The organism is Pseudomonas sp. G5(2012) (assembly GCF_000408945.1).
GTDB lineage: Bacteria > Pseudomonadota > Gammaproteobacteria > Pseudomonadales > Pseudomonadaceae > Aquipseudomonas > Aquipseudomonas umsongensis.
In genome coordinates this window covers 1-25,383 of sequence record NZ_APIO01000079.1, presented here as the reverse complement: position 1 = coordinate 25,383, position 25,383 = coordinate 1, and the positions used below count along the sequence as shown (strand labels likewise).

21 protein-coding genes are annotated in these 25,383 nt (G+C 60.7%); 8 read left to right on the top strand and 13 right to left on the bottom strand.

Annotated features, from left to right (window positions below; all coding sequences use genetic code 11):
• Positions 1-57: 57 nt before the first annotated feature.
• The 3 genes from PG5_RS22680 to PG5_RS22670 all read right to left on the bottom strand — a co-directional run bounded on the left by PG5_RS22680 (position 58) and on the right by PG5_RS22670 (position 2,978).
• Complete coding sequence (locus PG5_RS22680) at positions 58-927, bottom strand: hypothetical protein (RefSeq protein WP_020799470.1); 870 nt, start codon at positions 925-927, stop codon at positions 58-60.
• 108 nt (positions 928-1,035) lie between these two features.
• A complete protein-coding gene (locus tag PG5_RS22675) occupies positions 1,036-2,028 on the bottom strand; it encodes an NAD(P)-dependent oxidoreductase (protein WP_042955664.1) in 993 nt (330 codons plus the stop codon).
• A gap of 56 nt (positions 2,029-2,084) precedes the next feature.
• Positions 2,085-2,978: a LysR family transcriptional regulator ArgP gene (locus PG5_RS22670; RefSeq protein WP_020799468.1), complete on the bottom strand. Its 894-nt coding sequence runs from the start codon at positions 2,976-2,978 to the stop codon at positions 2,085-2,087.
• Positions 2,979-3,074: 96 nt separating this feature from the next.
• On the opposite strand from PG5_RS22670, the gene PG5_RS22665 reads away from it, so the two are divergent.
• The 3 genes from PG5_RS22665 to PG5_RS22655 all read left to right on the top strand — a co-directional run bounded on the left by PG5_RS22665 (position 3,075) and on the right by PG5_RS22655 (position 4,859).
• Complete coding sequence (locus PG5_RS22665; RefSeq protein ID WP_020799467.1) at positions 3,075-3,476, top strand: ACT domain-containing protein; 402 nt, start codon at positions 3,075-3,077, stop codon at positions 3,474-3,476.
• 6 nt (positions 3,477-3,482) lie between these two features.
• The gene (locus PG5_RS22660) at positions 3,483-4,085 is read left to right on the top strand and encodes a LysE/ArgO family amino acid transporter (protein ID WP_020799466.1); all 603 of its coding nucleotides are present in this window, start codon (positions 3,483-3,485) and stop codon (positions 4,083-4,085) included.
• Positions 4,086-4,262: 177 nt separating this feature from the next.
• A complete protein-coding gene (locus PG5_RS22655) occupies positions 4,263-4,859 on the top strand; it encodes a superoxide dismutase (RefSeq protein WP_020799465.1) in 597 nt (198 codons plus the stop codon).
• A gap of 119 nt (positions 4,860-4,978) precedes the next feature.
• Here the strand turns inward: PG5_RS22655 and PG5_RS22650 are convergent, their stop codons facing one another.
• Positions 4,979-5,290, bottom strand: coding sequence for a YqfO family protein (locus PG5_RS22650; protein ID WP_020799463.1), 312 nt, complete (start codon positions 5,288-5,290; stop codon positions 4,979-4,981).
• Between the two features lie 5 nt (positions 5,291-5,295).
• Positions 5,296-9,192, bottom strand: a complete 3,897-nt coding sequence (gene purL / locus PG5_RS22645) for a phosphoribosylformylglycinamidine synthase (RefSeq protein WP_020799462.1) — start codon at positions 9,190-9,192, stop codon at positions 5,296-5,298.
• Between the two features lie 285 nt (positions 9,193-9,477).
• On the opposite strand from purL, the gene mltF reads away from it, so the two are divergent.
• A complete protein-coding gene (mltF, locus tag PG5_RS22640; RefSeq protein WP_020799461.1) occupies positions 9,478-10,938 on the top strand; it encodes a membrane-bound lytic murein transglycosylase MltF in 1,461 nt (486 codons plus the stop codon).
• A gap of 112 nt (positions 10,939-11,050) precedes the next feature.
• Here mltF and pdxJ read toward each other — a convergent pair whose 3' ends face one another.
• From pdxJ to lptF, 8 genes are all read right to left on the bottom strand, one after another.
• Positions 11,051-11,791 carry a pyridoxine 5'-phosphate synthase gene (gene pdxJ, locus PG5_RS22635; protein WP_020799460.1) on the bottom strand — a complete coding sequence of 247 codons (741 nt, stop codon included), beginning with the start codon at positions 11,789-11,791 and terminating at the stop codon, positions 11,051-11,053.
• A gap of 49 nt (positions 11,792-11,840) precedes the next feature.
• Positions 11,841-12,524, bottom strand: coding sequence for a DNA repair protein RecO (gene recO, locus PG5_RS22630; RefSeq protein WP_020799459.1), 684 nt, complete (start codon positions 12,522-12,524; stop codon positions 11,841-11,843).
• Between the two features lie 155 nt (positions 12,525-12,679).
• Positions 12,680-13,582 carry a GTPase Era gene (era, locus tag PG5_RS22625; RefSeq protein ID WP_020799458.1) on the bottom strand — a complete coding sequence of 301 codons (903 nt, stop codon included), beginning with the start codon at positions 13,580-13,582 and terminating at the stop codon, positions 12,680-12,682.
• Positions 13,575-14,264: a ribonuclease III gene (gene rnc / locus PG5_RS22620; protein ID WP_018927089.1), complete on the bottom strand. Its 690-nt coding sequence runs from the start codon at positions 14,262-14,264 to the stop codon at positions 13,575-13,577. Before rnc ends, era begins: the two co-directional genes overlap by 8 nt.
• Before the next feature lie 184 nt (positions 14,265-14,448).
• Positions 14,449-15,303 (bottom strand): signal peptidase I, encoded by an 855-nt coding sequence (gene lepB, locus PG5_RS22615; RefSeq protein ID WP_020799457.1) that lies wholly within the window; start codon positions 15,301-15,303, stop codon positions 14,449-14,451.
• A 5-nt stretch (positions 15,304-15,308) separates the two neighbouring features.
• Positions 15,309-17,108, bottom strand: coding sequence for a translation elongation factor 4 (gene lepA / locus PG5_RS22610; RefSeq protein WP_020799456.1), 1,800 nt, complete (start codon positions 17,106-17,108; stop codon positions 15,309-15,311).
• A gap of 171 nt (positions 17,109-17,279) precedes the next feature.
• Positions 17,280-18,341 carry an LPS export ABC transporter permease LptG gene (gene lptG, locus PG5_RS22605; protein ID WP_020799455.1) on the bottom strand — a complete coding sequence of 354 codons (1,062 nt, stop codon included), beginning with the start codon at positions 18,339-18,341 and terminating at the stop codon, positions 17,280-17,282.
• Entirely contained in the window at positions 18,334-19,452 is a 1,119-nt protein-coding gene (gene lptF, locus PG5_RS22600; protein ID WP_020799454.1) for an LPS export ABC transporter permease LptF, read from the bottom strand. The genes lptG and lptF overlap by 8 nt, the downstream gene beginning before the upstream one ends.
• Before the next feature lie 418 nt (positions 19,453-19,870).
• On the opposite strand from lptF, the gene PG5_RS22595 reads away from it, so the two are divergent.
• The 4 genes from PG5_RS22595 (at position 19,871) to PG5_RS22580 (ending at position 25,303) form a co-directional block, all read left to right on the top strand.
• A complete protein-coding gene (locus PG5_RS22595; RefSeq protein WP_020799452.1) occupies positions 19,871-21,361 on the top strand; it encodes a leucyl aminopeptidase in 1,491 nt (496 codons plus the stop codon).
• Positions 21,362-21,422: 61 nt separating this feature from the next.
• Entirely contained in the window at positions 21,423-21,851 is a 429-nt protein-coding gene (locus tag PG5_RS22590) for a DNA polymerase III subunit chi (protein WP_020799451.1), read from the top strand.
• Between the two features lie 8 nt (positions 21,852-21,859).
• Positions 21,860-22,249 carry a hypothetical protein gene (locus PG5_RS22585; RefSeq protein ID WP_020799450.1) on the top strand — a complete coding sequence of 130 codons (390 nt, stop codon included), beginning with the start codon at positions 21,860-21,862 and terminating at the stop codon, positions 22,247-22,249.
• Positions 22,250-22,456: 207 nt separating this feature from the next.
• Positions 22,457-25,303: a valine--tRNA ligase gene (locus tag PG5_RS22580; RefSeq protein WP_020799449.1), complete on the top strand. Its 2,847-nt coding sequence runs from the start codon at positions 22,457-22,459 to the stop codon at positions 25,301-25,303.
• Positions 25,304-25,383 lie beyond the last annotated feature (80 nt).

Here is a 25,383-nt window from a genome sequence, read left to right as displayed (position 1 = left end):
GACATTCAGCGAATCGAGGCGGGGATCATTCCCGGCGAACCGGGAATGAGGCAGGGCTTACTGGCGAGTGCGCAGCTGCTGTTGCAGGTTCTGGATCTGCGCTTGCAGGCTGTTGATGGTTCGGGTGACCTGGCTGCGGAAGGCATCGAACTCAGCAGTGCTTGCGCCTTGAGAGGTGCCTGGACGGTTGTCCTGCTGGCTTTTGAGAACCACGATGTCCTGCTCCAGGCGATCGATGGCAGCGTTCGGATTGCCCTGTTTCTTCAGCGCCGTGATGTCGGCGCCCAGGCTCTTCAGTTGCGCATCGAATTTCTCGGTATCCGCCGGGGTATTTTTCAGCGTGGCCAGTTCACTACCCAAGGCTTTGACCTGCTCCTGCACTTGCGCATTGGCCTTTTGCTGCTCGGTGTCCTGGGCGGCCATCTCGGCGAGGCGCTTGTCCAGGTCGCTGGTCTGCGCGGTCATCTGCGCCAGGCGCTTGTCCAGGTCCGAGGCCTGGCCGGCGACGCCCTGTTGTTGCTTGCCCTGATCCTGCAGCTGATTTTGCAGCTGCCGGATTTGCAGCTTCAGCGCTTCGCTGTCGGTACTGACGTTAGTCTGGCTGGCGACCACCTTGCCGGAAATATCCTGCAGGCGCCCCGCCGCTTCTTCACTGATTCGCGCAAAGCTTTCCTGGGTTGCCACCAGCTGTTGCTCCATCAGCGAAATTTGCTGGAAGCTCCACCAGGCAAGGCCTGCGAAGGCAAAGAACAGGGCGCCGACCAGTGCCCACAACGGGCCGGTACTCGCCGCCTTGACCTTGACCACTGGCGGCGTGCGCGAGTGCACGGAGGTGCGGGTGCTCTTCGGGAAATCATCATCGAGGATGTCTGCACGCAGGCTCGGTACATCGTCGAAGTCATCGTTGGCATCGTTACGCATGGACATTGAGTCAACCTTTGTGAAACACGGTGTTGGCTTGATGCGGCGCAGTATAACCCCCCACGGCCGCAACGATTGACCCCGAAGCCCAACCTCGGTTCAGTGAAGCCGATTTCAGCGAATGTCCTGGGCCTTCCACCAGGCGCAGAATTCATCGAGCGCCGTCCAGAGACTGACCTTGGGGTCGTAGTCCAGATAATGCCGGGCGCGACTGATATCCAGGGTGAAATTTTTCTTCATGACCTGCATGCCCAGTCGCGACAGGGTGGGTTCGGGACGACCCGGCCACAACTTGCAGAACCCCTCATTGAGCGCCGCGACACTGTAGCCCAGGCCGTAGGAACGGTAGCGCGTGACTTGTGGGACTTCCATTTTACGCATGACGTAATTGACCACATCCCACAACGGGATCGGCGCGCCGTTGCTGATGTTGTACACCTTGCCCAGGGCTGAACCAGTGGCCATCAAACTGCTGAGCAACGCTTCATTGAGGTTGTGCACGCTGGTGAAGTCGACCTTGTTCAAACCGTTGCCAATGATCGCCAGGCGCCCCTTGCGCTGCATCTTGAGCAACCGCGGGAAGATGCTCATGTCACCGGCCCCGGTCACGAAACGCGGGCGCAGCGCCAGGGTTTCGAGGCCAAACTCCTGGGCGCCGAAAACTTTTTGCTCGGCCAGGTACTTGGTCGCGGCGTACGGGTGCTTGAAGCGTTTAGGCACCTGCTCTTCGGTCAATCCCAGATGATCGCGACCATCGAAATAGATCGACGGCGACGACAAGTGCACCAGGCGCCGAACCCGCTGCTTCAGGCAGGCTTCAACCACGTTTTCGGTGACCTGGACGTTGCCCAGGTGAAAATCCTGATAACGCCCCCACAGGCCAACGGCACCGGCGCAATGCACCACGGCCTCGACCTCGGAGCACAGGTCGCGTGCCAGCAGCGGATCGCACAAGTCGCCCTGGATAAACTCCGCGCCACGGCGCACCAGATGTTCGACGCTTTCGGCCCGGCGACCGTTGACCCGCACGTCCAGGCCCTGCTCCAGGGCGAAACGCGCAAAGCGCCCGCCAATGAAGCCGCTTGCGCCGGTGACCAGAATCTTCATGTAGTGCTCCGAATATTTCGTTTTTTGCGTATTGCGTGAGGTCTTGACGCTGCCTGTCAGCCCAACGGCACCAACCATTGCCGGGACACCTGCACCAATTGCTCGGTCAGCAACCCCAGCAACTGACCGCCATTGCGCCAATGATGCCAGTACAGCGGCACGTCGATCGGTTTATCTGGCAAAAGCTCCAGCAAAATGCCGCGCTCCAGTTGTTCGCGCACCTGAAGTTCCGGCACCAGGCCCCAGCCAAGCCCGGCCTCGGTGAGGCGGATAAAGCCTTCAGACGATGGGCAAAGATGGTGTTCGAAACCGCCATCGACGCCCAGGGATGCCAGGTAGCGATGCTGCAGGAAGTCGTCCGGGCCGAACACCAGCGCAGGAGTCCGGGCCAACTGATCGGCGCGCACGCCTTGGGGAAAGTGCCGCGCAATGAAGGCCGGGCTGGCCAATGCACGGTAACGCATCGCCCCGAGCAATACGCTGCGCGCACCGGCTACCGGGCGCTCACTGGCACACAGGCACGCCGCGACTTCACCTGCGCGCATGCGCTTGAGGCCGACGGTCTGGTCCTCGACCACCAGATCCATCAACAGGTGGTGTTGCGCGCAAAATTCCCCCACCGCCTGGGCCCACCAGGTCGCGAGGCTGTCGGCATTCAGGGCGATTCGCAGGCGTTCCGGCAGGCCCTCTTCGTCCAGCGCCGGCACCAGCGTCTGCAAATCCCGTTCAAGCAGACGTACCTGCTGCACATGGTTGAGCAGCCGCCGGCCGATCTCGGTCGGTGACGGCGGCGTGCCCCGCACCAACACCGGTTGGCCGACCCGCGCCTCGAGCAATTTGATGCGTTGTGAAATGGCCGATTGCGACAGCCCCAACACCTGGGCTGCCCGTTCGAAACCGGCCTGCTCGACCACCGCAGCCAGGGCAGAAAGCAATTTATAGTCGAACATCAGTTTTCCTAATGAGCGATCAGCAATATTGGTTTTTCTTATACAGGTTACTACTGGAAAATGGCCAGCACGAACTCTTGCACAAGGATCCTCCTCATGGCTGGCGAAACTTCACTGGCAACGCTACTGCGCAGCATGAGCCCGCAACTCAATGCCGGCGAGTACGTGTTCTGCACCCTGGCCAACGGCCAATTGCCCGTGGGACTGGAAATCATCGGCAGCTTTCGCGAGCAGGAAGGCCTGACCGTAATTCTCGAACGCTCCCATGCAGAACAGGCTGGATACAGCTTCGACTACATCGCCGCGTGGATCACCCTGAACGTGCATTCGGCCCTCGAAGCCGTCGGACTGACCGCCGCGTTCGCCACGGCCCTGGGCCATGCCGGGATCAGCTGCAATGTGATCGCCGGTTACTACCACGACCATTTGTTTGTCGGCCAGGCCGACGCCGAACGTGCGATGCAAGTGCTGCGCGACTTGGCAGCCAACGCGGAGTAAAAAATAATGTGGCAAAGCTATATGAACGGCCTGTTGGTGGCCTTCGGCCTGATCATGGCGATCGGCACGCAGAACGCATTCGTACTGGCGCAAAGCCTGCGACGTGAACATCACCTGCCGGTGGCGGCACTCTGCGTGGCCTGCGATGCATTACTGGTGGCCGCCGGGGTATTCGGCCTGGCCACGGTGCTGGCACAAAACCCGACCCTGCTCGCCATTGCCCGTTGGGGCGGCGCGGCGTTTCTGTTGTGGTATGGCAGCCAGGCGTTGCGTCGGGCCTGCTCCAGACAGAGTCTGCAACAAGGTGAGAACCAGACCGTTCGTTCGTTGCGCGCGGTGATGCTCAGTGCGTTGGCGGTTACCCTGCTCAACCCGCACGTTTACCTGGACACCGTTCTGTTGATTGGCTCCCTCGGCGCCCAGCAAACGGAGCCCGGCGCTTATGTAGTTGGGGCGGCCAGTGCGTCATTGCTGTGGTTCTTTACCTTGGCACTCGGTGCGGCATGGCTAGCGCCGTGGCTGGCGCGGCCAAGTACCTGGCGAATTCTTGACCTGTTGGTGGCGGTGATGATGTTCGCCGTAGCATTACAGCTGATCAGCGCCGGCTGATTTATTCCAAAAGGCTCTGGAACCTCTATTCCACACAGATGTTGCGTGGTTATGCCGCACCCCCGGTGCTATGATCCGACCCGATGCGCCGCAAAGAGTACAAACTCCCCGGCGCTTGTCTGGCCGCCCGTGATCGGCCTTGCGCTCACCGCAACTGACCTGATTAGGAGAATCATAATGGCTTTCGAATTGCCGCCGCTGCCGTACGCACACGATGCCCTGCAGCCGCACATTTCCAAGGAAACCCTGGAATATCACCACGACAAGCACCACAACACCTATGTCGTGAACCTGAACAACCTGGTGCCTGGCACCGAGTTCGAAGGCAAGACCCTGGAAGAAATCGTCAAGACTTCCTCGGGCGGCATCTTCAACAACGCCGCTCAAGTGTGGAACCACACTTTCTACTGGAACTGCCTGGCGCCAAACGCTGGCGGTCAACCAACCGGCGCGCTGGCTGACGCCATCAACGCAGCCTTCGGTTCGTTCGACAAGTTCAAGGAAGAGTTCAGCAAGACTTCCATCGGCACTTTCGGTTCCGGTTGGGGCTGGCTGGTGAAAAAGGCTGACGGCTCCCTGGGCCTGGCCAGCACCATCGGTGCCGGCAACCCGCTGACCAACGGCGACACCCCGCTGCTGACCTGCGACGTTTGGGAACACGCTTACTACATCGACTACCGCAACCTGCGTCCGAAGTACGTTGAGGCGTTCTGGAACCTGGTTAACTGGAAGTTCGTGGCTGAGCAGTTCGAAGGCAAAACCTTCACCGCTTAAGCTCGACGCTCCTGAAAAACCCGGCTTTCATGCCGGGTTTTTTTACGCCCGAAGAAAAATGCGGGCCATAAAAAACCCGCTGACGAATCAGCGGGTTTTTTATTGCCGCGACCAAAGGATCAGAAATCCTCCAACCGCCACACTTCGTATGCTGGCGTCTCGTAGGGGTGACTCTGTTTCAGAGCCGCCACCACCGAGCCAATCAACTCATCGGCCACCACAAGCTCGACCTTCCATTCCTCCACCCGCTCGACCTGCCCCGCCTCGCCAATGAACGGCTGACTGCCGTCCAGTGGGCGAAACTGGCCCTGGCCCAACACCTGCCAGGCACAGTGATCGTAAGCGCCGATCCGCCCGCCACCGGCAGCGAATACGGCACTTTTGACCACTTCGACATGGCTGTCGGGAACGAAGAAAGCGAGCTTGTACACAGCTATCAGTTCACCCACACACGCGCATTACGGAACATACGCATCCAAGGCGCGTCTTCGTTCCAGTCTTCCGAACGCCACGAGTTCTGCACGGCACGGAACACACGCTCCGGGTGCGGCATCATGATGGTCACGCGCCCGTCGCGGCTGGTCAATCCGGTGATCCCGCGCGGCGAGCCGTTCGGGTTGGCCGGGTAGGTTTCGGTGACCTTGCCATGGTTGTCGACGAAACGCATCGCCACGCAACCGGACAGATCAGCTTCCAGCAACGCTTCTTCGCTGGCGAACTCGGCATGGCCTTCACCGTGGGCGATGGCGATCGGCATGCGCGAACCGGCCATGCCCTGCAGGAAGATCGAGTTCGACTCCTGGATCTGCACCATCGCCACGCGCGCTTCGAACTGCTCGGAACGGTTACGCACGAAGTGCGGCCAGAACTCGCTGCCCGGGATCAGCTCGTGCAGGTTGGACATCATCTGGCAACCGTTGCACACGCCGAGGGTGAAGCTGTCGTTACGCTCGAAGAAACCCTGGAACGCATCGCGGGCGCGGCTGTTGAACAGCGCCGACTTGGCCCAGCCTTCACCGGCGCCGAGTACGTCACCGTAGGAGAAGCCGCCGCAGGCAACCAGGCCCTTGAACTCGTTCAGGTCGACACGACCAGCCAGGATGTCGCTCATGTGCACATCGATCGCGTTGAAACCGGCGCGATCGAACGCGGCAGCCATTTCCACCTGACCGTTGACGCCCTGCTCACGCAGCACGGCAACCTGTGGGCGGATGCCTTTCTTGATGTAAGGCGCGGCGATGTCCTGGTTGACGTCGTAGCTGAGCTTCACGCTCAGGCCCGGGTTGTCTTCTTCCAGCAGCACGTCGAACTCTTGATCGGCGCAGTCGGCGTTGTCACGCAGACGCTGGATCTGGTAGCTGGTCTCGGCCCACTGGCGTTGCAGCAGACGACGCTGGCCTTCGAACACGGTGTCACCGTTGAAGGTGATGTTGATCTGGCCATTGTTGATCGGCTGGCCGATCACCGACACGCACTCGCCAAGGCCGGCAGCGCTGAATTGCGCCAGGATGTCGGCGGTAGCGTCCTGGCGAACCTGGATCACGGCGCCCAGTTCTTCGTTGAACAGGATCGCGGCGATGTCAGCAGACGTTTCTGCCAGGCCGTCGAGGTTCAGGCTCAGGCCGCAATGACCGGCGAAGGCCATTTCCACCACGCTGGTCAGCAGACCACCGTCGGAACGGTCGTGGTAAGCCAGCAGGTGACCGTCGGCGTTGAGGCCCTGGATCACCGCGAAGAAGGCTTTCAGGTCTTCGGCGTCGTCGACGTCCGGAGCCTGCTTGCCGAGCTTGCCATGCACCTGGGCCAGGATCGAGGCGCCCATGCGGTTCTGGCCACGGCCCAGGTCGATCAGGATCAGGTCGGTGGTGCCCTTGTCCATGCGCAGTTGCGGGGTCAGGGTCTGACGGATGTCAGTCACTGGCGCGAAACCGGTCACGATCAGGGACATTGGCGAGGTCACGGCCTTGTCCACGCCTTCATCGTTCCAGCGAGTGGCCATGGACATCGAGTCCTTGCCCACTGGAATGGTGATGCCCAGCTCAGGGCACAATTCCATGCCGACCGCTTTGACGGTGTCGTACAGACGTGCGTCTTCACCCGGGTGACCGGCAGCGGACATCCAGTTCGCCGACAACTTGATGTCGGAGATCTTGCCGATACGCGAAGCGGCGATGTTGGTCAGGGTTTCGCCGATGGCCATGCGGCCCGACGCCGGAGCGTCCAGCAGTGCCAGCGGAGTGCGCTCGCCCATGGCCATGGCTTCACCGGTGTAGACGTCGAAGCTGGTGGCGGTGACGGCAACGTCGGCCACCGGCACCTGCCATGGGCCGACCATTTGGTCACGGGCCACGAGGCCGGTGATGGTGCGGTCGCCGATGGTGATCAGGAAGCTCTTGCTCGCGACGGCCGGGTGATGCAGGACGCGCTCGACGCAATTGCCGATGTCGAGGGTCGACGGATCGAAATCGTCGCCCAGCTCGTTTTCACGCACTACCGAACGGTGCATGCGCGGGGCTTTGCCCAACAGCACTTCGAGCGGCATGTCCACCGGGCTGTTGCCGAAGTGGCTGTCGGTGACGGTCAGCTGCGGCTCGGCCGTGGCTTCGCCGACGACGGCAAACGGGCAACGCTCACGTTCGCAGATCGCCTTGAAGCGATCGAAGTCGGCCGGGCCGACTGCCAGCACGTAGCGTTCCTGGGATTCGTTACTCCAGATTTCGTGCGGGGCCATGCCCGGCTCGTCGTTTGGAATGTTGCGCAGTTCGAAACGGCCACCACGGTCGCCGTCATTGACCAGTTCCGGGAAGGCGTTGGACAGGCCGCCCGCACCCACGTCGTGGATGAAGCTGATCGGGTTCTTGTCGCCCAGTTGCCAGCAACGGTCGATGACTTCCTGGCAGCGACGCTCCATCTCAGGGTTTTCACGCTGCACGGAGGCGAAGTCCAGGTCTGCCGAACTGGTGCCGGTGGCCATGGAAGAAGCCGCGCCGCCGCCCAGGCCGATCAACATCGCCGGGCCGCCGAGCACGATCAGCTTGGAGCCGACCACGATCTCGCCTTTCTTGACGTGTTCTTCACGGATGTTGCCCATGCCGCCAGCCAGCATGATCGGCTTGTGGTAACCGCGCACTTCATCACCGTGCGGGGTGCTGATCGACTGTTCGAAGGTACGGAAGTAGCCGGTCAGTGCCGGACGACCGAATTCGTTGTTGAACGCAGCGCCGCCCAGTGGGCCTTCGATCATGATGTCCAGCGCGGTAACGATGCGCTCGGGCTTACCGTACGGCACTTCCCACGGCTGTAAGAAGCCCGGGATCTGCAGGTTGGACACGGTGAAACCGGTCAGGCCAGCTTTTGGCTTGGCGCCACGACCGGTTGCGCCTTCGTCACGAATCTCGCCACCGGAACCGGTGGACGCGCCCGGGAACGGGGCAATCGCGGTCGGGTGGTTATGGGTTTCAACCTTCATCAGGATGTGCACCGGCTCCTGCACCGCGCCGTACTGGCGGGTTTCGGGGTCCGGGAAGAAACGCCCGGCCACGGAGCCGACGATCACCGAGGCGTTGTCCTTGTAAGCCGACAGAACGCCCTCGCTGTGCATCACGTAGGTGTTCTTGATCATGCCGAACAGGCTTTTTTCCTGGCTTTCGCCGTCGATGTCCCAACTGGCGTTGAAGATCTTGTGACGGCAGTGCTCGGAGTTCGCCTGGGCGAACATCATCAGTTCGATGTCGTGCGGGTTGCGCTTCAAGCCGACGAAGGCGTTGACCAGGTAGTCGATTTCGTCTTCAGCCAGGGCCAGGCCCAGCTCGGTGTTGGCTTTTTCCAGCGCGGCGCGGCCGCCACCCAACACGTCGATCGCGGTCAGGGGCTTGGGTTCGGCGTGGCTGAACAGGCCGGCAGCCTGTTCGAGGTTGCCCAGGACGATCTGGGTCATGCGGTCGTGCAGTGCGTCGGCGATCAACTGGGCTTCAGCGTCGCTGAACTGGCCAGCCACATAGAAGGCAATGCCGCGCTCGATACGCTGGATCTTGGTCAGGCCGCAGTTGCGAGCGATGTCGCTGGCCTTGCTCGACCAGGGCGAGATGGTGCCGAAACGTGGCAACACCAGGAACAGACGACCGGTCGGCTCCTGGACCGGAACGCTTGGACCGTACTTCAGAAGGCGCGCAAGCACCTGCTGTTCGTCGCCGGTCAGGTCGCCGGTAACTTCGGCGAAGTGAGCGAATTCAGCATACAGGCCACTGACAGCCGGAACCTTCTGGCTCAGTTGCTCAAGGAGCTTGCTGTGGCGAAAGGCAGAAAGGGCAGGAGCGCCGCGCAGGATCAACATCTTCGGGACAGCCTCGGGAAGGGGTGTGCTTTGAGGCCGTGCATTCTAGCCTAAACAGCCAGCGACAGCACCCGAAACGCTACGCACGGTTGCACTCGAGTGCCGATCTGTGTTTCTGCCCCGAAAGTCAGGTTAACCCGCCGGGTGACGACAGCTTATTTTTACTGTATCAAAATGCTGAAAAGGCCCGTTCCAGTGGGGTTCTGGCCGCTTTTGCGATCTCTAGCAGACTACCCTGTTGCTGTCGAGATATGGCGCTCGTGGTCCTTTGCGTATACTGCGCAAATGTTTTCCCCAACGGCTTTGCGTCCGCGGTACGCCAAATGGCTGATCGCAACCGGACTCTTCCTGATGCTCAGTGGCTGTGTTGATAAACCCAACACACTGGAGCGCGTAAAGGAGGATGGTGTGCTGCGGGTGGTTACCCGTAACAGCCCCGCCACCTACTTTCAGGATCGCAACGGTGAAACCGGCTTCGAATACGAGCTGGTGAAGCGCTTCGCCGACGATCTGGGGGTCGATCTCAAGATCGAGACGGCCGACAACCTCGACGACCTGTTCAATCAGGTGGGCAAGCCCAATGGCCCGGTCCTGGCGGCTGCCGGCCTGGTCAGCAGCGAAGCACGCAAAAAACAGGTGCGGTTCTCCCATCCCTACCTGGAAGTCACCCCACAGGTCATCTACCGCAACGGCAAGTCGCGTCCTACCGACGCGAAAGACCTGGTCGGCAAGAAGATCATGGTGCTCAAGGGCAGCACCCATGCCGAGCAGCTCGCACAGCTGAAACAGAAATTTCCCGGTATCGAATACGAAGAATCCGACGCGGTCGAGGTCGTGGATCTCCTGCGCATGGTCGACGAAGGTCAGATCGATCTGACATTGGTAGACTCCAATGAAGTCGCGATGAACCAGGTGTACTTCACCAACATCCGCGTTGCCTTCGACCTGGGTGACGCCAGCAACCAGAGCTGGGCCGTGGCGCCGGGCGACGACAACAGCCTGCTCAACGAGATCAACGAGTATCTGGACAAGGTCAAGAAAAACGGCACCCTGCAACGCCTGAAGGACCGTTATTACGGGCATGTCGATGTACTCGGCTACATGGGCGCGACCACGTTCGCCCAGCACTTGCAGCAGCGCCTGCCCAAGTACGAACCGCACTTCAAGGCCTACGCCAAGAAAGAACAGGTCGACTGGCGCCTGCTGGCGGCGATCGGTTATCAGGAGTCCCTGTGGCAACCGACCGTGACGTCCAAGACCGGTGTGCGCGGCCTGATGATGCTGACCCAGAACACCGCGCAAGCCATGGGCGTGTCCAACCGCCTCGATCCCAAGCAGAGCATCATGGGCGGCGCCAAGTACCTGGCCTACATAAAGGATCAGCTCGACGAGTCGATCCAGGAACCGGATCGCACCTGGTTTGCCCTGGCCGCCTACAACGTCGGCAGCGGTCACCTTGATGACGCCCGCAAGCTGGCGGCCAAGGAAGGGTTGAATCCCGACAAATGGCTGGACGTGAAAAAAATCCTGCCGCGCCTGTCCGAGAAGAAGTGGTACAGCAAAACCCGTTACGGCTACGCCCGTGGCGGCGAGCCCGTGCATTTCGTGGCGAACATCCGTCGCTACTACGACATCCTGACCTGGGTAACGCAGCCGCAGCTTGAAGGCGATCAGGTCGCCGAGGGCAACCTGCATGTGCCGGGCATCGACAAGACCAAGCCGGCCCAGGAACCTGCCCCGCTTTAACAGACACCTCAATCAAATGTGGGAGCCGGCTTGCTCGCGATGGTCGTCAATGATGACGCGAAAAACCTGATGCCCCGCGGCGCCCTCAGGTTTTTCGCGAGCATGCTCGCTCCTACCGGGCAGCCGCCAGAATCAGCGCCTTCATCTCCGAAACCGCCGACTTGAAGCCCACGAACAACGCATGGGCTACCAGCGCATGGCCGATGTTCAGTTCGTTGATGCCCTTGATCGCGGCCACCGCCTCGACGTTGTGATAGTGCAGACCGTGGCCGGCATTGACGATCAGGCCCTGCGCCAGGCCGAACGCTACGCCGTCGGCGACGCGCTTGAGCTCTTCAGCCACTTCGGTCGGCGTCTCGGCATCGGCATAACGACCGGTGTGCAGTTCGATGGCTGGCGCACCGACGCGACGCGATGCTGCGATTTGCCGTTCGTCGGCATCGATGAACAGCGACACTTCGGAGCCAATCCTCGACAGGCGCTCCACAGCAGCCTTGATCCGCGCCTCCTGCCCCGCCACGTCCAGCCCACCTTCGGTGGTCAGCTCCTGGCGGGTTTCCGGCACCAGGCAGATATGCGCCGGACGGATGCGCTCGGCGAATTGCATCATTTCTTCGGTGACGCCCATTTCGAAGTTCATGCGGGTTTGCAGCACGTCCTTGAGCACCAGCACGTCGCGCTCCTGGATGTGCCGGCGGTCTTCGCGCAGGTGCACGGTGATGCCATCCGCGCCCGCCTCTTCCGCATCCAGTGCCGCCTTGACCGGATCCGGGTAGCGCGTGCCCCGGGCCTGACGCAGGGTGGCAACGTGGTCGATGTTCACGCCAAGAAGAATGCGGGTGCTGGTGGTCACGGAAGCGCTCCAGAATAAGAAAAAGTTCGGTGCACAGCATACGGGGAGACTACGGCTTGCGAAACAGCTCGCGACTGACCAGTGGACGACCGCCCAAGTGAACAGCCAGTGCCTGGCGCATCAAACGCTTGGCCGCTGACAATGCACCAGGGGCACTCCAGTCAGCTTCAGCCATGGCCAGCAATTCGGCGCCGTTGAACAAACCGGGCTGCAGCAGATAGACCCGCTCCAGCCCCGCATCCACCTGCAAACGGTAGAGACCGTCTGGCGCAACGGGTTCGTCGTGGATATCGGTAGTCAATGAAAAGCCGTAGCCCAGGTCATCCAGCAAGCGCCATTCGAACGAACGCAGTAACGGCTCCAACGCCCGACCTTCGGCCAGGGCGAGCAAGGTCGCGGCGTAGTGATCGAACACCGAAGGGAAAGGGTCTTCGGCGGGTAGCAGGCGAATCAACAGCTCATTGAGATAAAGACCGCTGAACAGTGCCTCACCGTTGAGCCAGGTGGCGATGCCGGCGCTCTCCATGCGCCCAACATTTTTCAGCTCGCCACGACCGCGAAACTCGACCTCCAGCGGCACGAACGGCCGCGCCAGCGTCCCGGCCTTGCCCCGCGCACTGCGCAATACCGCCCGCAGCCGACCTTGCGGCGTGAGGAAGTCCACCAAGGCGCTGTTTTCGCGGTAGGCACGGGAATGGAGGACGTAGGCGGGTTGGGGGATGGGTTGGGACATGGAGCTCTCAATGATGGATCGCGATTTTGCTGACAACCCAAAACCACTGTGGGAGCGAACCTGTTCGCGAAAGCGGTGGAACAGTCAACATCAATGCTGAATGTTACATCCTCTTCGCGAGCAGGCTCGCTCCCACAGTGGATCGTTATGCAGTCTTACAGGTCGCCGTAACCCAGCGAACGCAAGGCACGCTCGTCGTCGGACCAGCCGCCCTTCACCTTGACCCACAGGTTGAGCATGATCTTGGAGTCGAACAACAGCTCCATGTCCTTGCGCGCTTCAGTGCCGATGCGCTTGATGCGCTCGCCCTTGTCGCCAATGATGATCTTCTTCTGGCCATCACGCTCGACGAGGATCAAGGCATGGATATGCAGGGTCTTGCCCTGCTGCTTGAACTCTTCGATTTCGACGGTGATCTGGTACGGCAGCTCGGCGCCCAACTGGCGCATGATTTTTTCGCGTACCAGCTCGGCGGCGAGGAAACGGCTGCTGCGGTCGGTAATCTGGTCTTCCGGGAAGAAGTGATCGTTTTCCGGCAGATGATCAGCGATGACTTTTTCCAGCGCGTCGAGGTTGTGCCCGTGCTGCGCCGAAATCGGGATGATCTGTGCGTTCGGCAACTGCTCCTGCAACCAGCTCAGGTGCGGCATCAGCTCGGCCTTGTCTTCGATGCGATCGGTCTTGTTCAGCGCAACGATCAGCGGGCCGGTCACGTATTGCACGCGCTCGAGGACCATCTGGTCTTCGTCGGTCCACTTGGTGCGATCCACCACGAAGATCACCACGTCGACGTCTTTCAATGCCGCCGAGGCAGTCTTGTTCATGTAGCGGTTCAAGGCCTTTTCGCCGCCCTTGTGCATACCGGGCGTATCGACGTAGATCGCCTGCACATCACCCTCGGTCTTGATGCCGAGCATGTTGTGACGGGTGGTTTGCGGCTTGCGCGAGGTGATCGCCAGCTTTTGGCCGAGGATGTGGTTGAGCAGCGTGGACTTGCCCACGTTCGGACGGCCGACGATGGCAACATAGCCACAGCGCGTTGCGTTTGTATCAGTCATTGCCATTCTCCACACCCAGGGCAATCAGTGCTGCGGCGGCCGCTACCTGTTCGGCAATACGACGGCTCACACCCTGACCTCGGCTTTTTTCATTCAATAGGATGATTTCACATTCGACGAAGAACGTCCGGCAATGCGGTTCACCCTGGATATCCACCACTTCGTAACGCGGCAGCTCGCAACCACGGGACTGCAGGAATTCCTGCAGGCGGGTTTTTGGATCTTTGTTGGTGTCGACCAGCGTCAGGCCTTCGAACTCCCCAGCCAGCCAGGCCAGCACGCGCTCGCGCGCCACTTCCATGCCGGCGTCCAGGTAGATCGCGCCAATCAGCGCTTCCAGGGCATCGGCCAGAATCGACTCGCGACGAAAACCGCCGCTTTTCAGTTCGCCGGAGCCCAGGCGCAGGTACTCGCCCAGATCGAAACCACGGGCCAGTACGGCCAGGGTCTCACCTTTGACCAGGCGTGCACGCAAACGCGACAACTGGCCTTCGCGGGCCAGCGGGAAGCGATCGAACAGCGCCTCGCCAGCAACGAAGTTGAGGATGGCATCACCGAGGAATTCCAGGCGTTCGTTGTTACGCCCGGCAAAACTGCGGTGAGTCAGGGCCAGGACCATCAGTTCCTGATCCTTGAAGGTATAGCCGAGCTGACGCTCGAGACGGCTTAAGGAGACGCTCACGGTTTACCCACGCTGAGTTCGTGGTTGGATTCCACCGCCATCGCCGGGAGTCGGCGCAGGCCTGGGACAATTAACGCTGTGTTCAAAAATAACGTCCTGAATATCGTTGTTTTCATGCCTCTGTCGCCGATTGTGCCGACTCCAGAAATGCATTCGGCGCTGTGTTCAACAGCGCCGTGCTTGATTACTGGATCAGGCCAACCCGCGAGAAATTCGGCAGGTGACTGAGTTTGGGTTCCGGCCAGCTCATCCAGACCGCGAAGGCTTTGCCGACGATATTCTTGTCGGGAACCATGCCCAGCAGATCCTTGGGAATGGCTGGATCATCCCAGTAGCGACTGTCGTTGGAGTTGTCGCGGTTGTCGCCCATCATGAAGTAGTGCCCGGCAGGCACTGTCCATGTACGGTCCGGTGTTGCGCGATAGCGACTCATTTCCTTGCGGATCAAGTGCTCGGCGACACCGAGTTTTTCCTTGTAGAGCTCGGCACTGCCCAGCGTGCCCGGCTCGGAGCCGACCAGCTTTTCGGCAATCGACTCACCGTTGACGAACAGACGCTTGTCAGCGGTGTACCGCACCGTATCGCCCGGCAGCCCCACTACACGCTTGATGTAGTTGACGTTCGGATCACTCGGATAGCGGAACACCATCACATCGCCACGCTGTGGCTCACCGACTTCGATGATTTTCTTGTCGATCACCGGCAAGCGAATCCCGTAGGAAAACTTGCTCACCAGAATGAAGTCGCCGACGTCCAGGGTCGGTTTCATCGAGCCCGATGGGATCTGGAACGGTTCCACCAGGAACGAACGCAGCACCAGTACGATGAACAGCACCGGGAAGAACGACTTGCCGTATTCGACCAGCAACGGTTCCTTGCCCAGTTTCTCGATCACCACCCCATCAGGCTGGCTGACGCTGCCCTGATAGGAGGCGATGGCGGCACGCCGACGCGGCGCCAGGATCAACAGATCAAGCAACGCCAACAGGCCGCAGACGAATACGGCGATGACCAGCAACAGCGGGAAATTTAGTGACATAGGACCTAACTATCCAACCTGAGCACGGCAAGGAAGGCTTCTTGTGGAATTTCCACGTTGCCGACCTGCTTCATGCGTTTTTTACCGGCCTTTTGCTTTTCCAGCAGCTTTTTCTTACGGCTGACGTCACCGCCGTAGCATTTGGCCAATACGTTCTTTCTGAGCGCCTTGACGGTTGTACGCGCCACAATCTGCCCGCCAATGGCGGCCTGGATTGCCACGTCGAACATCTGCCGCGGAATCAGTTCTTTCATCTTCTCGGTCAACTGGCGACCTTTGTAGTGCGCATTGTCACGGTGCACGATCAACGCCAGCGCGTCGACCTTGTCGCCGTTGATCAGCACGTCCAGTTTCACCAGACTAGCCGATTGGTAACGATCGAAATGGTAATCCAGCGAAGCATAGCCGCGACTGGTGGATTTCAGGCGATCGAAGAAGTCCAGGACCACTTCGTTCATCGGCAAGTCGTAGGTCACTTGTACCTGGGAGCCCAGGAACAGCATGTCGACCTGCACACCACGTTTTTCGATGCACAACGTAATGACGTTACCCAAGTGCTCTTGCGGCACAAGGATATTGGCGCGCACGATCGGCTCGCGCATGTCCTCGATGGAAGACAGGTCCGGCAACTTCGACGGGTTATCGACGTAGATCGTCTCACCGGTCTTGAGCAGCAGCTCGAAGATTACCGTCGGTGCCGTGGTGATCAGGTCCAGGTCATACTCGCGCTCCAGGCGCTCCTGGATGATTTCCATGTGCAGCATGCCGAGGAACCCGCAACGGAAGCCGAAGCCCAGGGCGTCAGAGCTTTCCGGGGTGTACTGCAGCGACGAATCATTCAGGGTGAGCTTTTGCAGGGCCTCACGGAAATCTTCGAAGTCGTCGGAGCTGACCGGGAACAGACCGGCATAGACCTGCGGCTGGATGCGCTTGAAACCTGGCAGCACATCGACGTCCGGCGTCGAACTCAAGGTCAGGGTGTCGCCCACGGGGGCACCGTGAATGTCCTTGATGCTGGCGATGATGAAGCCCACTTCGCCGGCCTTCAGGTCAGCGGTAGGGGTGTGTTTCGGGTTGAATACACCGACGCTGTCCACCAGGTGGATCTTGCCGGTGGACTTGACCAGGATCTTGTCACCCTTCTTCACGCGGCCGTGACGCACGCGCACCAGGGACACGACGCCCAGGTAGTTGTCGAACCAGGAGTCGATGATCAACGCTTGCAGCGGATCTTCGATGTTGCCGGTGGGTGCAGGAATGGTGGTAACCAGACGCTCCAACACCTCATCGACGCCCAGGCCGGTCTTGGCAGAGCAAGTGACCGCGTCGGTGGCATCGATGCCGATGATTTTTTCGATTTCTTCTTTTACGCGGTCCGGATCAGCCTGTGGCAGGTCGATCTTGTTCAGCACCGGCATCACTTCCAGGCCCTGTTCGATCGCCGTGTAGCAGTTGGCAACCGACTGCGCCTCAACGCCTTGACCGGCATCGACCACCAGCAGCGCGCCTTCACAGGCGGCCAGCGATCGGCTCACCTCATAGGTGAAGTCAACGTGACCTGGAGTATCGATGAAATTCAGCTGGTAAGTGACGCCATCACGAGCCTTGTAGTAAAGCGTGACGCTGTGCGCCTTGATGGTGATCCCGCGCTCGCGCTCAAGATCCATGGAATCCAGTACCTGGGCTTCCATTTCACGCTCGGCCAGGCCGCCGCACATCTGGATGAAGCGATCGGCCAGCGTCGACTTGCCATGGTCAATGTGGGCGATGATGGAGAAATTGCGGATATGACTCAAATCACTCACGGATCAACACTCAAAAAGGCTGCAGGCATAGCCCGCCGAAAAATAGCCGGGAATTGTACCTGATCCACGGCGCAAGCGTCACGTTTGCAGGCCAGACGGCCCGTACAAAAACGCCCCGGTCTTGTGACAGGGGCGTTTTTTATCAGCAGCGAAGCGATGAACAAGTCGCCATCAACCGGCGCGACGCAGCAACCACAGCCCCGCCAGGGCACAGACACCGGCTGGCACGAGCACCGCAAACAGTGGCGAAAAACCGAAGACCAGGCTTGAAGGCCCCAACAAATCCTGGGCAATGCGGAAGGTGAAACCGACCAGCACACCGGTAAATACCCGCTGACCGAGGGTCACCGAGCGCAACGGACCAAAGATGAAGGAGATCGCCATCAGCACCAGGGCAGCGGTAACCAGCGGCTGCAACACCTTGACCCAAAATGCCAGCCAGTAACGGCCATTGTTCAGCCCCTGCTCAGCCAGATAGTGGATATAGCCCCACAGCCCCGAGATCGACAGCGATTCCGGCGCCATGACCACGGTGCTCAGCAACTGCGGGCTCAATGCCACATCCCAGCGCTCGACCGGGGCGCTCACCACTTCAGTGTTCCTTTCGTGGAACACCGTGGTGGTGACATCGGACAACTGCCAGTGATCCTTGTCGAACTCGGCGCGCTTGGCGAAGCTCGCCGACAGCATGTGCCGCTCCTTGTCGAAGTGGTAGCGGGTCACGCCGTACAGCAGGCCATTGGGTTGTACGGAGTTGACGTGGATGAATTCGTCACCCTGGCGATGCCACAAACCGTGTTTGGCGCTTTGCGCATCGCCACTGCCCTGGGCCAGCGAGCGGTTGGCCTGGGCGGTGCTTTCAGTCGCCGGCGCGACGTATTCGCCAATCAGCACTCCCACCACCATCAGCACCAGCATCGGCTTCATGACCGCCCAGACGATCCGCCCGATGGACACGCCAGCCGCACGCATGATGGTCAGTTCACTGTTGCTGGCCAGGCTGCCGAGACCGATCAGGCAACCGATCAAGGCTGCCATCGGCAGCATGTCGTAGAGCCGGCGTGGTGCCGTCAGCAGCACGTAGCTCATGACGTCGAGCAATGTATAGGTATCACTGGCATCGCCCATCTCGTCGATGAACGCAAACAACGTGGCCAGGCCGAGAATAATCCCCAATACCGCCAGGATCGCCATGAACACACTGCTGCCGATGTAGCGGTCGAGCTTAACCACGGGCCACCTCCAGCGCACTGCGGCGACTCGCCATCTTCAAGCGCAAAGGCTCCCAATAGAGCAGACCCAGGCCAATGGCCAGGAATATCCCATGCACCCACCATAAGCCCAGCGCTGGTGGGATCTTGCCTTTTTCAAGCGCACCGCGAGCGGCAATCAGGATAGTCAGGTAGGCCATATAAAGAAGGATTGCCGGCAACAACTTGAGGAAACGCCCCTGGCGCGGGTTGACCCGCGACAACGGCACCGCCATCAAGGTGACGATGAACACCAGCAGCGGCAGGGACAGGCGCCATTGCAGCTCGGTGCGCGAACGCAGGTCATCGCTACCCAGCAAGGAGCTCGTGGGCATCGCGTCACGGTCGGTCACTTCGTCGCTGACGTCCGGCTTGGGCAGCAACACGCCGTATTCGTCGTACTTGATCGCCCGGTAATCGGCCTGCCCCGGATTGCCGTCATAGCGGTAGCCGTTATCGAGGATCAGGTAGCGGTTACCGTCGGGGCGGATTTCCTGGCGGCCTTTTTCCGCCACCAGCACGGAGATCCCGCGATCCTTGTTGTCGGAACCGAGGTTCTTTTGCGAGATGAAGACCCCCGCCAGATGGACGCGGTCATCAGACAACTGCTCGGTATAGGTCACCCGCGTGCCATCGCGCAGGGCCTGGAAACGGCCAGGCTCCAGGGTGTCGAACTCGGTCAGGGCGTCCTGCTTGTTCAGCAGCAGCTGGAACTGATTGGCGCCTTGTGGCGCCAGGCTCAGGCTCAACCAGGCAACGACCAGCGCAACCAGGGTGGCCGGAAACAGGGTCATGCGAAACAGGCGTTGCTGGCTCATGCCCGTGGCCGACAGCACGGTCATCTCGCTCTCAAGGTACAGGCGGCCGTAGGCCAGCAGTATCCCGAGAAACAGGCCCAGCGGCAGGATCAGTTGCAGGAATCCCGGCAGGCGAAAACCCATGATGAGGAACAGTGAGCCCGGATCCAGTTGACCCGAAGCGGCCTGCGCGAGGTACTTGATGAAGCGTCCACTCATGATGATGACCAGCAGCACCGCACTGACGGCACTCAAGGTCAACAGGACTTCGCGGGATAGATAACGAAAGACGATCAAACCAGACACTCCAGGGTTGTCAGGCTATGGCGGCCAAACAAGCAAACACGTCAGACAGCCCGCAAGGCAGGGCCGCCGAAAAAAAGATTGCGCATTATCCTGTGATTGGGTGCGCCTGTCACTGCGCAATGCATGGGGAGGACTGTAGGAGCGAGCGCTCCGGGCGGCGATCCGACGATGGTCGTCAACGATAACGCGGGAAGTCTAAAGCCCCTCGGCGGCCTCAGGTTCTTCGCGAGCAGTCGAGCGTCGACCGGCTGCTCCCACAATCTACAACCGAGGGTTGTCAGGCGCCGCTGGCGAGGTTCAAACTGCCGCCTTCGTCGCCGGTCGATCCTGGCGCCTTTCTATTTATAAGCAAGCGCTGCCCATACCTTGTCCAGCGCTTGCTATTGACCATCAATTCAGGGATCCGGACATGGAACTGGTTGTAAAAAGCGTCAACCCGCAAACGTTGAAAACCGCCACGCTGGTGGTTGCCGTCGGCGAGGGCCGCAAGCTCGGCGCCGTTGCCAAACAGCTCGACGAACTCAGCGCTGGCGCCATCAGTGCCGTACTCAAGCGCGGCGACCTGGCCGGCAAGGTTGGCCAGAGCCTGTTACTGCACAGCCTGCCGAACCTGAAAGCCGAACGCGTATTGCTGGTCGGCGTGGGCAAGGACGAAGAACTGGGTGACCGCCCGTTCCGCAAAATCGTTGCCGGCATCCTCAACACGCTCAAAGGCCTGGGTGGCAGCGACGCCGTGCTGGCCCTGGACGAAATCGTGGTCAAGGGCCGCGACAGCTATGGCAAGACCCGCCTGCTGGCCGAAACCCTGGTGGACGGCGAATACCAGTTCGACCAGTTCAAGAGCCAGAAAGCCGAGCCGCGCGCGCTGAAGAAAATCACCCTGGTGACCATCAAGGCCGCCGAGGCTGAAGTGCAACGCGCCGTGACCCACGCCACCGCCATCGCCAACGGCATGGCGCTTACCCGTGACCTGGGCAACCTGCCGCCGAACATCTGCCACCCGACCTTCCTCGGCGAGCAAGCGAAAAACCTCGGCAAGCAATTCAAGGACCTGAAAGTCGAAGTCCTCGACGAGAAAAAGATCAAGGCCCTGGGCATGGGCTCGTTCTACGCCGTCGGCCAGGGCAGCGCCCAACCGCCACGCCTGATCGTCATGCAATATAACGGTGGCAAGAAGTCCGAGAAGCCCTACGCCCTGGTCGGTAAGGGCATCACGTTCGACACCGGCGGCATCAGCCTCAAGCCGGGTGCCGGCATGGATGAAATGAAGTACGACATGGGCGGCGCCGCCAGCGTGTTCGGCACCGTGCGTGCCGTGCTCGAACTGAAACTGCCGATCAACCTGGTGTGCATCCTGGCTTGCGCCGAGAACATGCCCAGCGGCAACGCTTCGCGCCCGGGCGACATCGTTACCACCATGAGCGGCCAGACCGTGGAAATCCTCAATACCGACGCCGAAGGCCGTCTGGTGCTGTGCGACGCCCTGACCTACTCCGAGCGATTCAAGCCGCAAGCGGTGATCGACATCGCCACCCTGACCGGCGCCTGCGTGGTTGCACTGGGCTCCCATACCTCGGGCCTGCTGGGCAACAACGAGCAATTGATCGACCAACTGCTCAGCGCCGGCAAGGCTGCCGACGACCGCGCCTGGCAACTGCCGCTGTTCGATGAGTACCAGGAGCAGCTGGACAGCCCGTTCGCCGACATCGCCAACATCGGCGGTCCGAAAGCCGGCACCATCACCGCGGCTTGCTTCCTGTCGCGCTTCACCAAGAACCTGAACTGGGCGCACCTGGACATCGCCGGCACCGCCTGGACCAGCGGCGGCAAGGACAAGGGCGCCACCGGTCGTCCGGTTCCGCTGCTGACCCAATACCTGCTGGACCGTGCCAAAGCCTGAAACCAATGACCCTGGGGCGACGTCACTTTTGGGCGACGTCGACCCGGGCTCAGGAACCGCAATGACCAAAGTCGACTTTTATATCCTGCCCAGCGCCGATCCTTCGGCGCGGCTGGACTTCGCCTGCAAGCTCACCGAAAAAGCCTGGCGCATGGGCCATCGCGTCTACCTGCATTGCAGCGATGCGGCCCAGCGTGACGATCTCGATGCGCGCCTGTGGGCATTCAAGGGTGAAAGCTTCGTGCCCCACGGCCCCGCTGAAAATGAGCCCGACAGCCTGATCGTGCTGGGCGTTGGCGATGACTGCGGTTCGCATCAGGACCTGCTGGTCAATCTCGACCTGAAAGTACCGGCCTTTGCCCAGCGTTTCGCCCGCGTGGCGGAAGTGGTGGTTGAAGATCCGGTCATACGCACGGCTGCGCGGGAGAGTTTCCGTTTCTACCGCGAACAGGGCTATCCTCTGCAAGATCACCGTTTACAGCGACTCTGAGCATTCCGATGGACACTCCAAAACCGCTGCAACAATCCGCGCACCTGCTGGACGACCTCGAGTCGATCCGCCAACTGCTCGGCGATGACAACCTGCAACCACCGCTGCTGACCGACACGGTCGAGGAAGGTGACCAGGAACAGATCCCGATGTTGTTCGACACCGTCCGCGAACCCGCGCCGGCCGTCGCACCAACACCCCTCAAACCTGCTGCCGAACCCGCGCCGAGCGCCAATCAGAACGCCGACGCCCTGCTCTACCTCGACAGCGAACTGCGCGCCGCTGCGCAATTGATCATGCAAGACGTGATCGACGACTTCGCGCCGCACATCGAAACCGAAATCAAACGCCGCCTCAGCGCGCGCATGGAACGGCTTCTCAGTCAGTACAACGACTGAGCCACACACTGCCCCCCCCTGTGGGAGCGAGCCTGCTCGCGAAGGCGGTGTAACAGTCACCCTTTAAGTCGACTGGCACAACGCTTTCGCGAGCAGGCTCGCTCCCACATTCGCTCTGCGCCTGTCTGCACCTGCTCGCCCTATCCTTGATGCCCCGCTATACTCGTCGGCTTTTCCTGAATTAATGCCAATAGGGTCCCGCCGCGCATGGATAAGACCTACCAGCCGCACGCCATTGAAACTTCCTGGTACAACACCTGGGAGTCAGAGAATTACTTCGCCCCGCAAGGCGCGGGCGAGTCCTACACCATCATGATCCCGCCGCCGAACGTCACCGGCAGCCTGCACATGGGACATGGCTTCAACAACGCGATCATGGACGCCCTGATCCGTTTCCGCCGCATGCAGGGTCGCAACACCCTGTGGCAACCGGGTACCGACCACGCCGGTATCGCCACGCAAATGCTGGTGGAGCGTCAACTCGAAGCCCAGGGCCAGAATCGCCACGACCTGGGCCGCGACAAATTCCTCGAGAAAGTCTGGGAATGGAAGGATCAGTCCGGCGGCAATATCAGCCGTCAGATCCGTCGTCTCGGCTCGTCCGTGGACTGGAGCCGCGAGCGCTTCACCATGGACGACGGCCTCTCGGAAGCCGTGAAGGAAGCGTTCGTGCGCCTGCACGAAGATGGCCTGATCTACCGCGGCAAGCGCCTGGTCAACTGGGACACCAAGCTGCACACGGCGATTTCCGACCTTGAAGTGGAAAACCACGACGAAAAAGGTTTCCTGTGGAACCTGAAGTACCCGTTGGCCGATGGCGCCAAGACCGCTGAAGGCAACCCGTTCCTGATCGTCGCGACCACCCGCCCGGAAACCATGCTCGGCGACTCCGCCGTCGCGGTTAACCCGAACGATGAGCGCTACAAAGCCCTGATCGGTAAATTTGTCGAGCTGCCGCTGGTCGGCCGCCGCATCCCGATCATCGCCGACGATTACTGCGATCCCGAATTCGGCACCGGCTGCGTGAAAATCACCCCGGCCCACGATTTCAATGACTACGAAGTCGGCAAGCGCCACAACCTGCCGCTGCTGAACATCTTCGACAAGAACGCCCATGTCTTGCCAGCCGTTCAGGCGTTCAACCTCGATGGCACTTTGAACGAAACGATCGACGGCAAGATCCCGGCCGAGTATGCCGGCCTGGACCGTTTCGAAGCGCGTAAACAGATCGTTGCGGCGTTCGAGGCCGCGGGCCTGCTGGTCAGCGTCGACGATCACGCCCTGAAAGTACCGAAAGGCGACCGTTCCGGCACCATCATCGAGCCGTGGCTGACCGACCAGTGGTATGTGTCCACCAAGCCGTTGGCCGAACCTGCGATTGCCGCCGTCGAGGACGGTCGCATCCAGTTCGTGCCGAAACAGTACGAAAACATGTACTTCTCGTGGATGCGTGACATCCAGGACTGGTGCATCAGCCGTCAGCTGTGGTGGGGCCACCGGATTCCAGCCTGGTACGACGAGTCGGGCAAAGTCTACGTCGGTCGCGACGAAGCCGAAGTGCGCGCCAAGCACAACCTCGGCCCGGACGTCGCGCTGCAACAGGACAACGACGTACTCGACACCTGGTTCAGCTCGGGCCTGTGGACCTTCTCCACGCTCGGCTGGCCGGAACAGACCGAATTCCTGAAGAAATTCCACTCCACCGACGTCCTGGTCACCGGCTTCGACATTATTTTCTTCTGGGTTGCCCGGATGATCATGCTCACCATGCATTTGGTGAAGAACGAAGACGGCACACCGCAGGTGCCGTTCAAGACCGTGTACGTGCACGGCCTGGTGCGTGATGGCCAAGGCCAGAAGATGTCCAAGTCCAAGGGCAACGTCCTGGACCCACTGGACATCATCGACGGTATCGAGCTCGAAGAGCTGGTGCAGAAACGCACCTCCGGCATGATGCAGCCGAAACTGGCGAAGAAGATCGAGAAGCAGACCCGTGAAGAGTTCGCCGAGGGTATCGCCAGCTACGGCACCGACGCCCTGCGCTTCACCTTCTGCTCGCTGGCGTCCACCGGTCGCGACATCAAGTTCGACATGGGCCGCGTCGAAGGCTATCGCAACTTCTGCAACAAGATCTGGAACGCCGCGCGCTACGTGCTGGACAAGGGCGAAGACTGCGGCCAGAACGGCGAAGCCTACGAGCTCTCTCTGGCTGACCGCTGGATCATTTCGCAGCTGCAACGCACCGAAGCCGAAGTCACCCGCCAGCTCGACCAGTTCCGTTTCGACCTGGCCGCGCAAGCCTTGTACGAGTTCATCTGGAACCAGTATTGCGACTGGTACCTGGAACTGTCCAAGCCAGTGCTGTGGGACGAAAACGCCCCGGTCGAACGCCAGCGCGGCACCCGTCGCACCCTGGTTCGCGTGCTCGAAGTTGCCTTGCGCCTGGCGCACCCGTTCATGCCGTTCATCACCGAAGAAATCTGGCAGCGCGTCGCGCCGCTGGCCGGTATCGAAGGCAAGACGATCATGCTGCAACCTTGGCCAGTGGCCAATGAAGCGCGCATCGACCAGGCCGCCGAAGACGACATCGAATGGCTCAAGGGCCTGATGCTCGGCACGCGTAACATCCGTGGCGAGATGAACATCGGCCCGGGCAAACCGCTGCCGCTGTTCCTGAAGAACGTCAGTGCAGAAGACCAGCGTCGCCTGACCGAGAACGAAGCCCTGCTGAAGAAGCTGGCGCGCCTGGAATCGATCACCGTGCTGGCTGCTGGCGAAGAAGCACCGCTGTCCGCCACTGCCCTGGTCGGCGAGATGGAAGTGCTGGTGCCAATGGCTGGCCTGATCGACAAAGGTGCCGAGCTTGCGCGCCTGGACAAGGAAATCCAGCGCCTGCAAGGCGAAGTGCAGCGCGTCGGTGGCAAGCTGTCCAACGCCGGGTTCGTTGACAAGGCTCCGGCCGAAGTCATCGACAAGGAACGCGCCAAACTGGCCGAAGCCGAACAGGCTCTGGGCAAGCTGGCCGAGCAGCATGCGCGGATTGCCAGTCTGTAACGGCAAATCGCAATAAAAAAAGGGAGGCCCAAGTGGCCTCCCTTTTTTATGTCCACCGCAAATCCCCCTGTAGGAGCTGC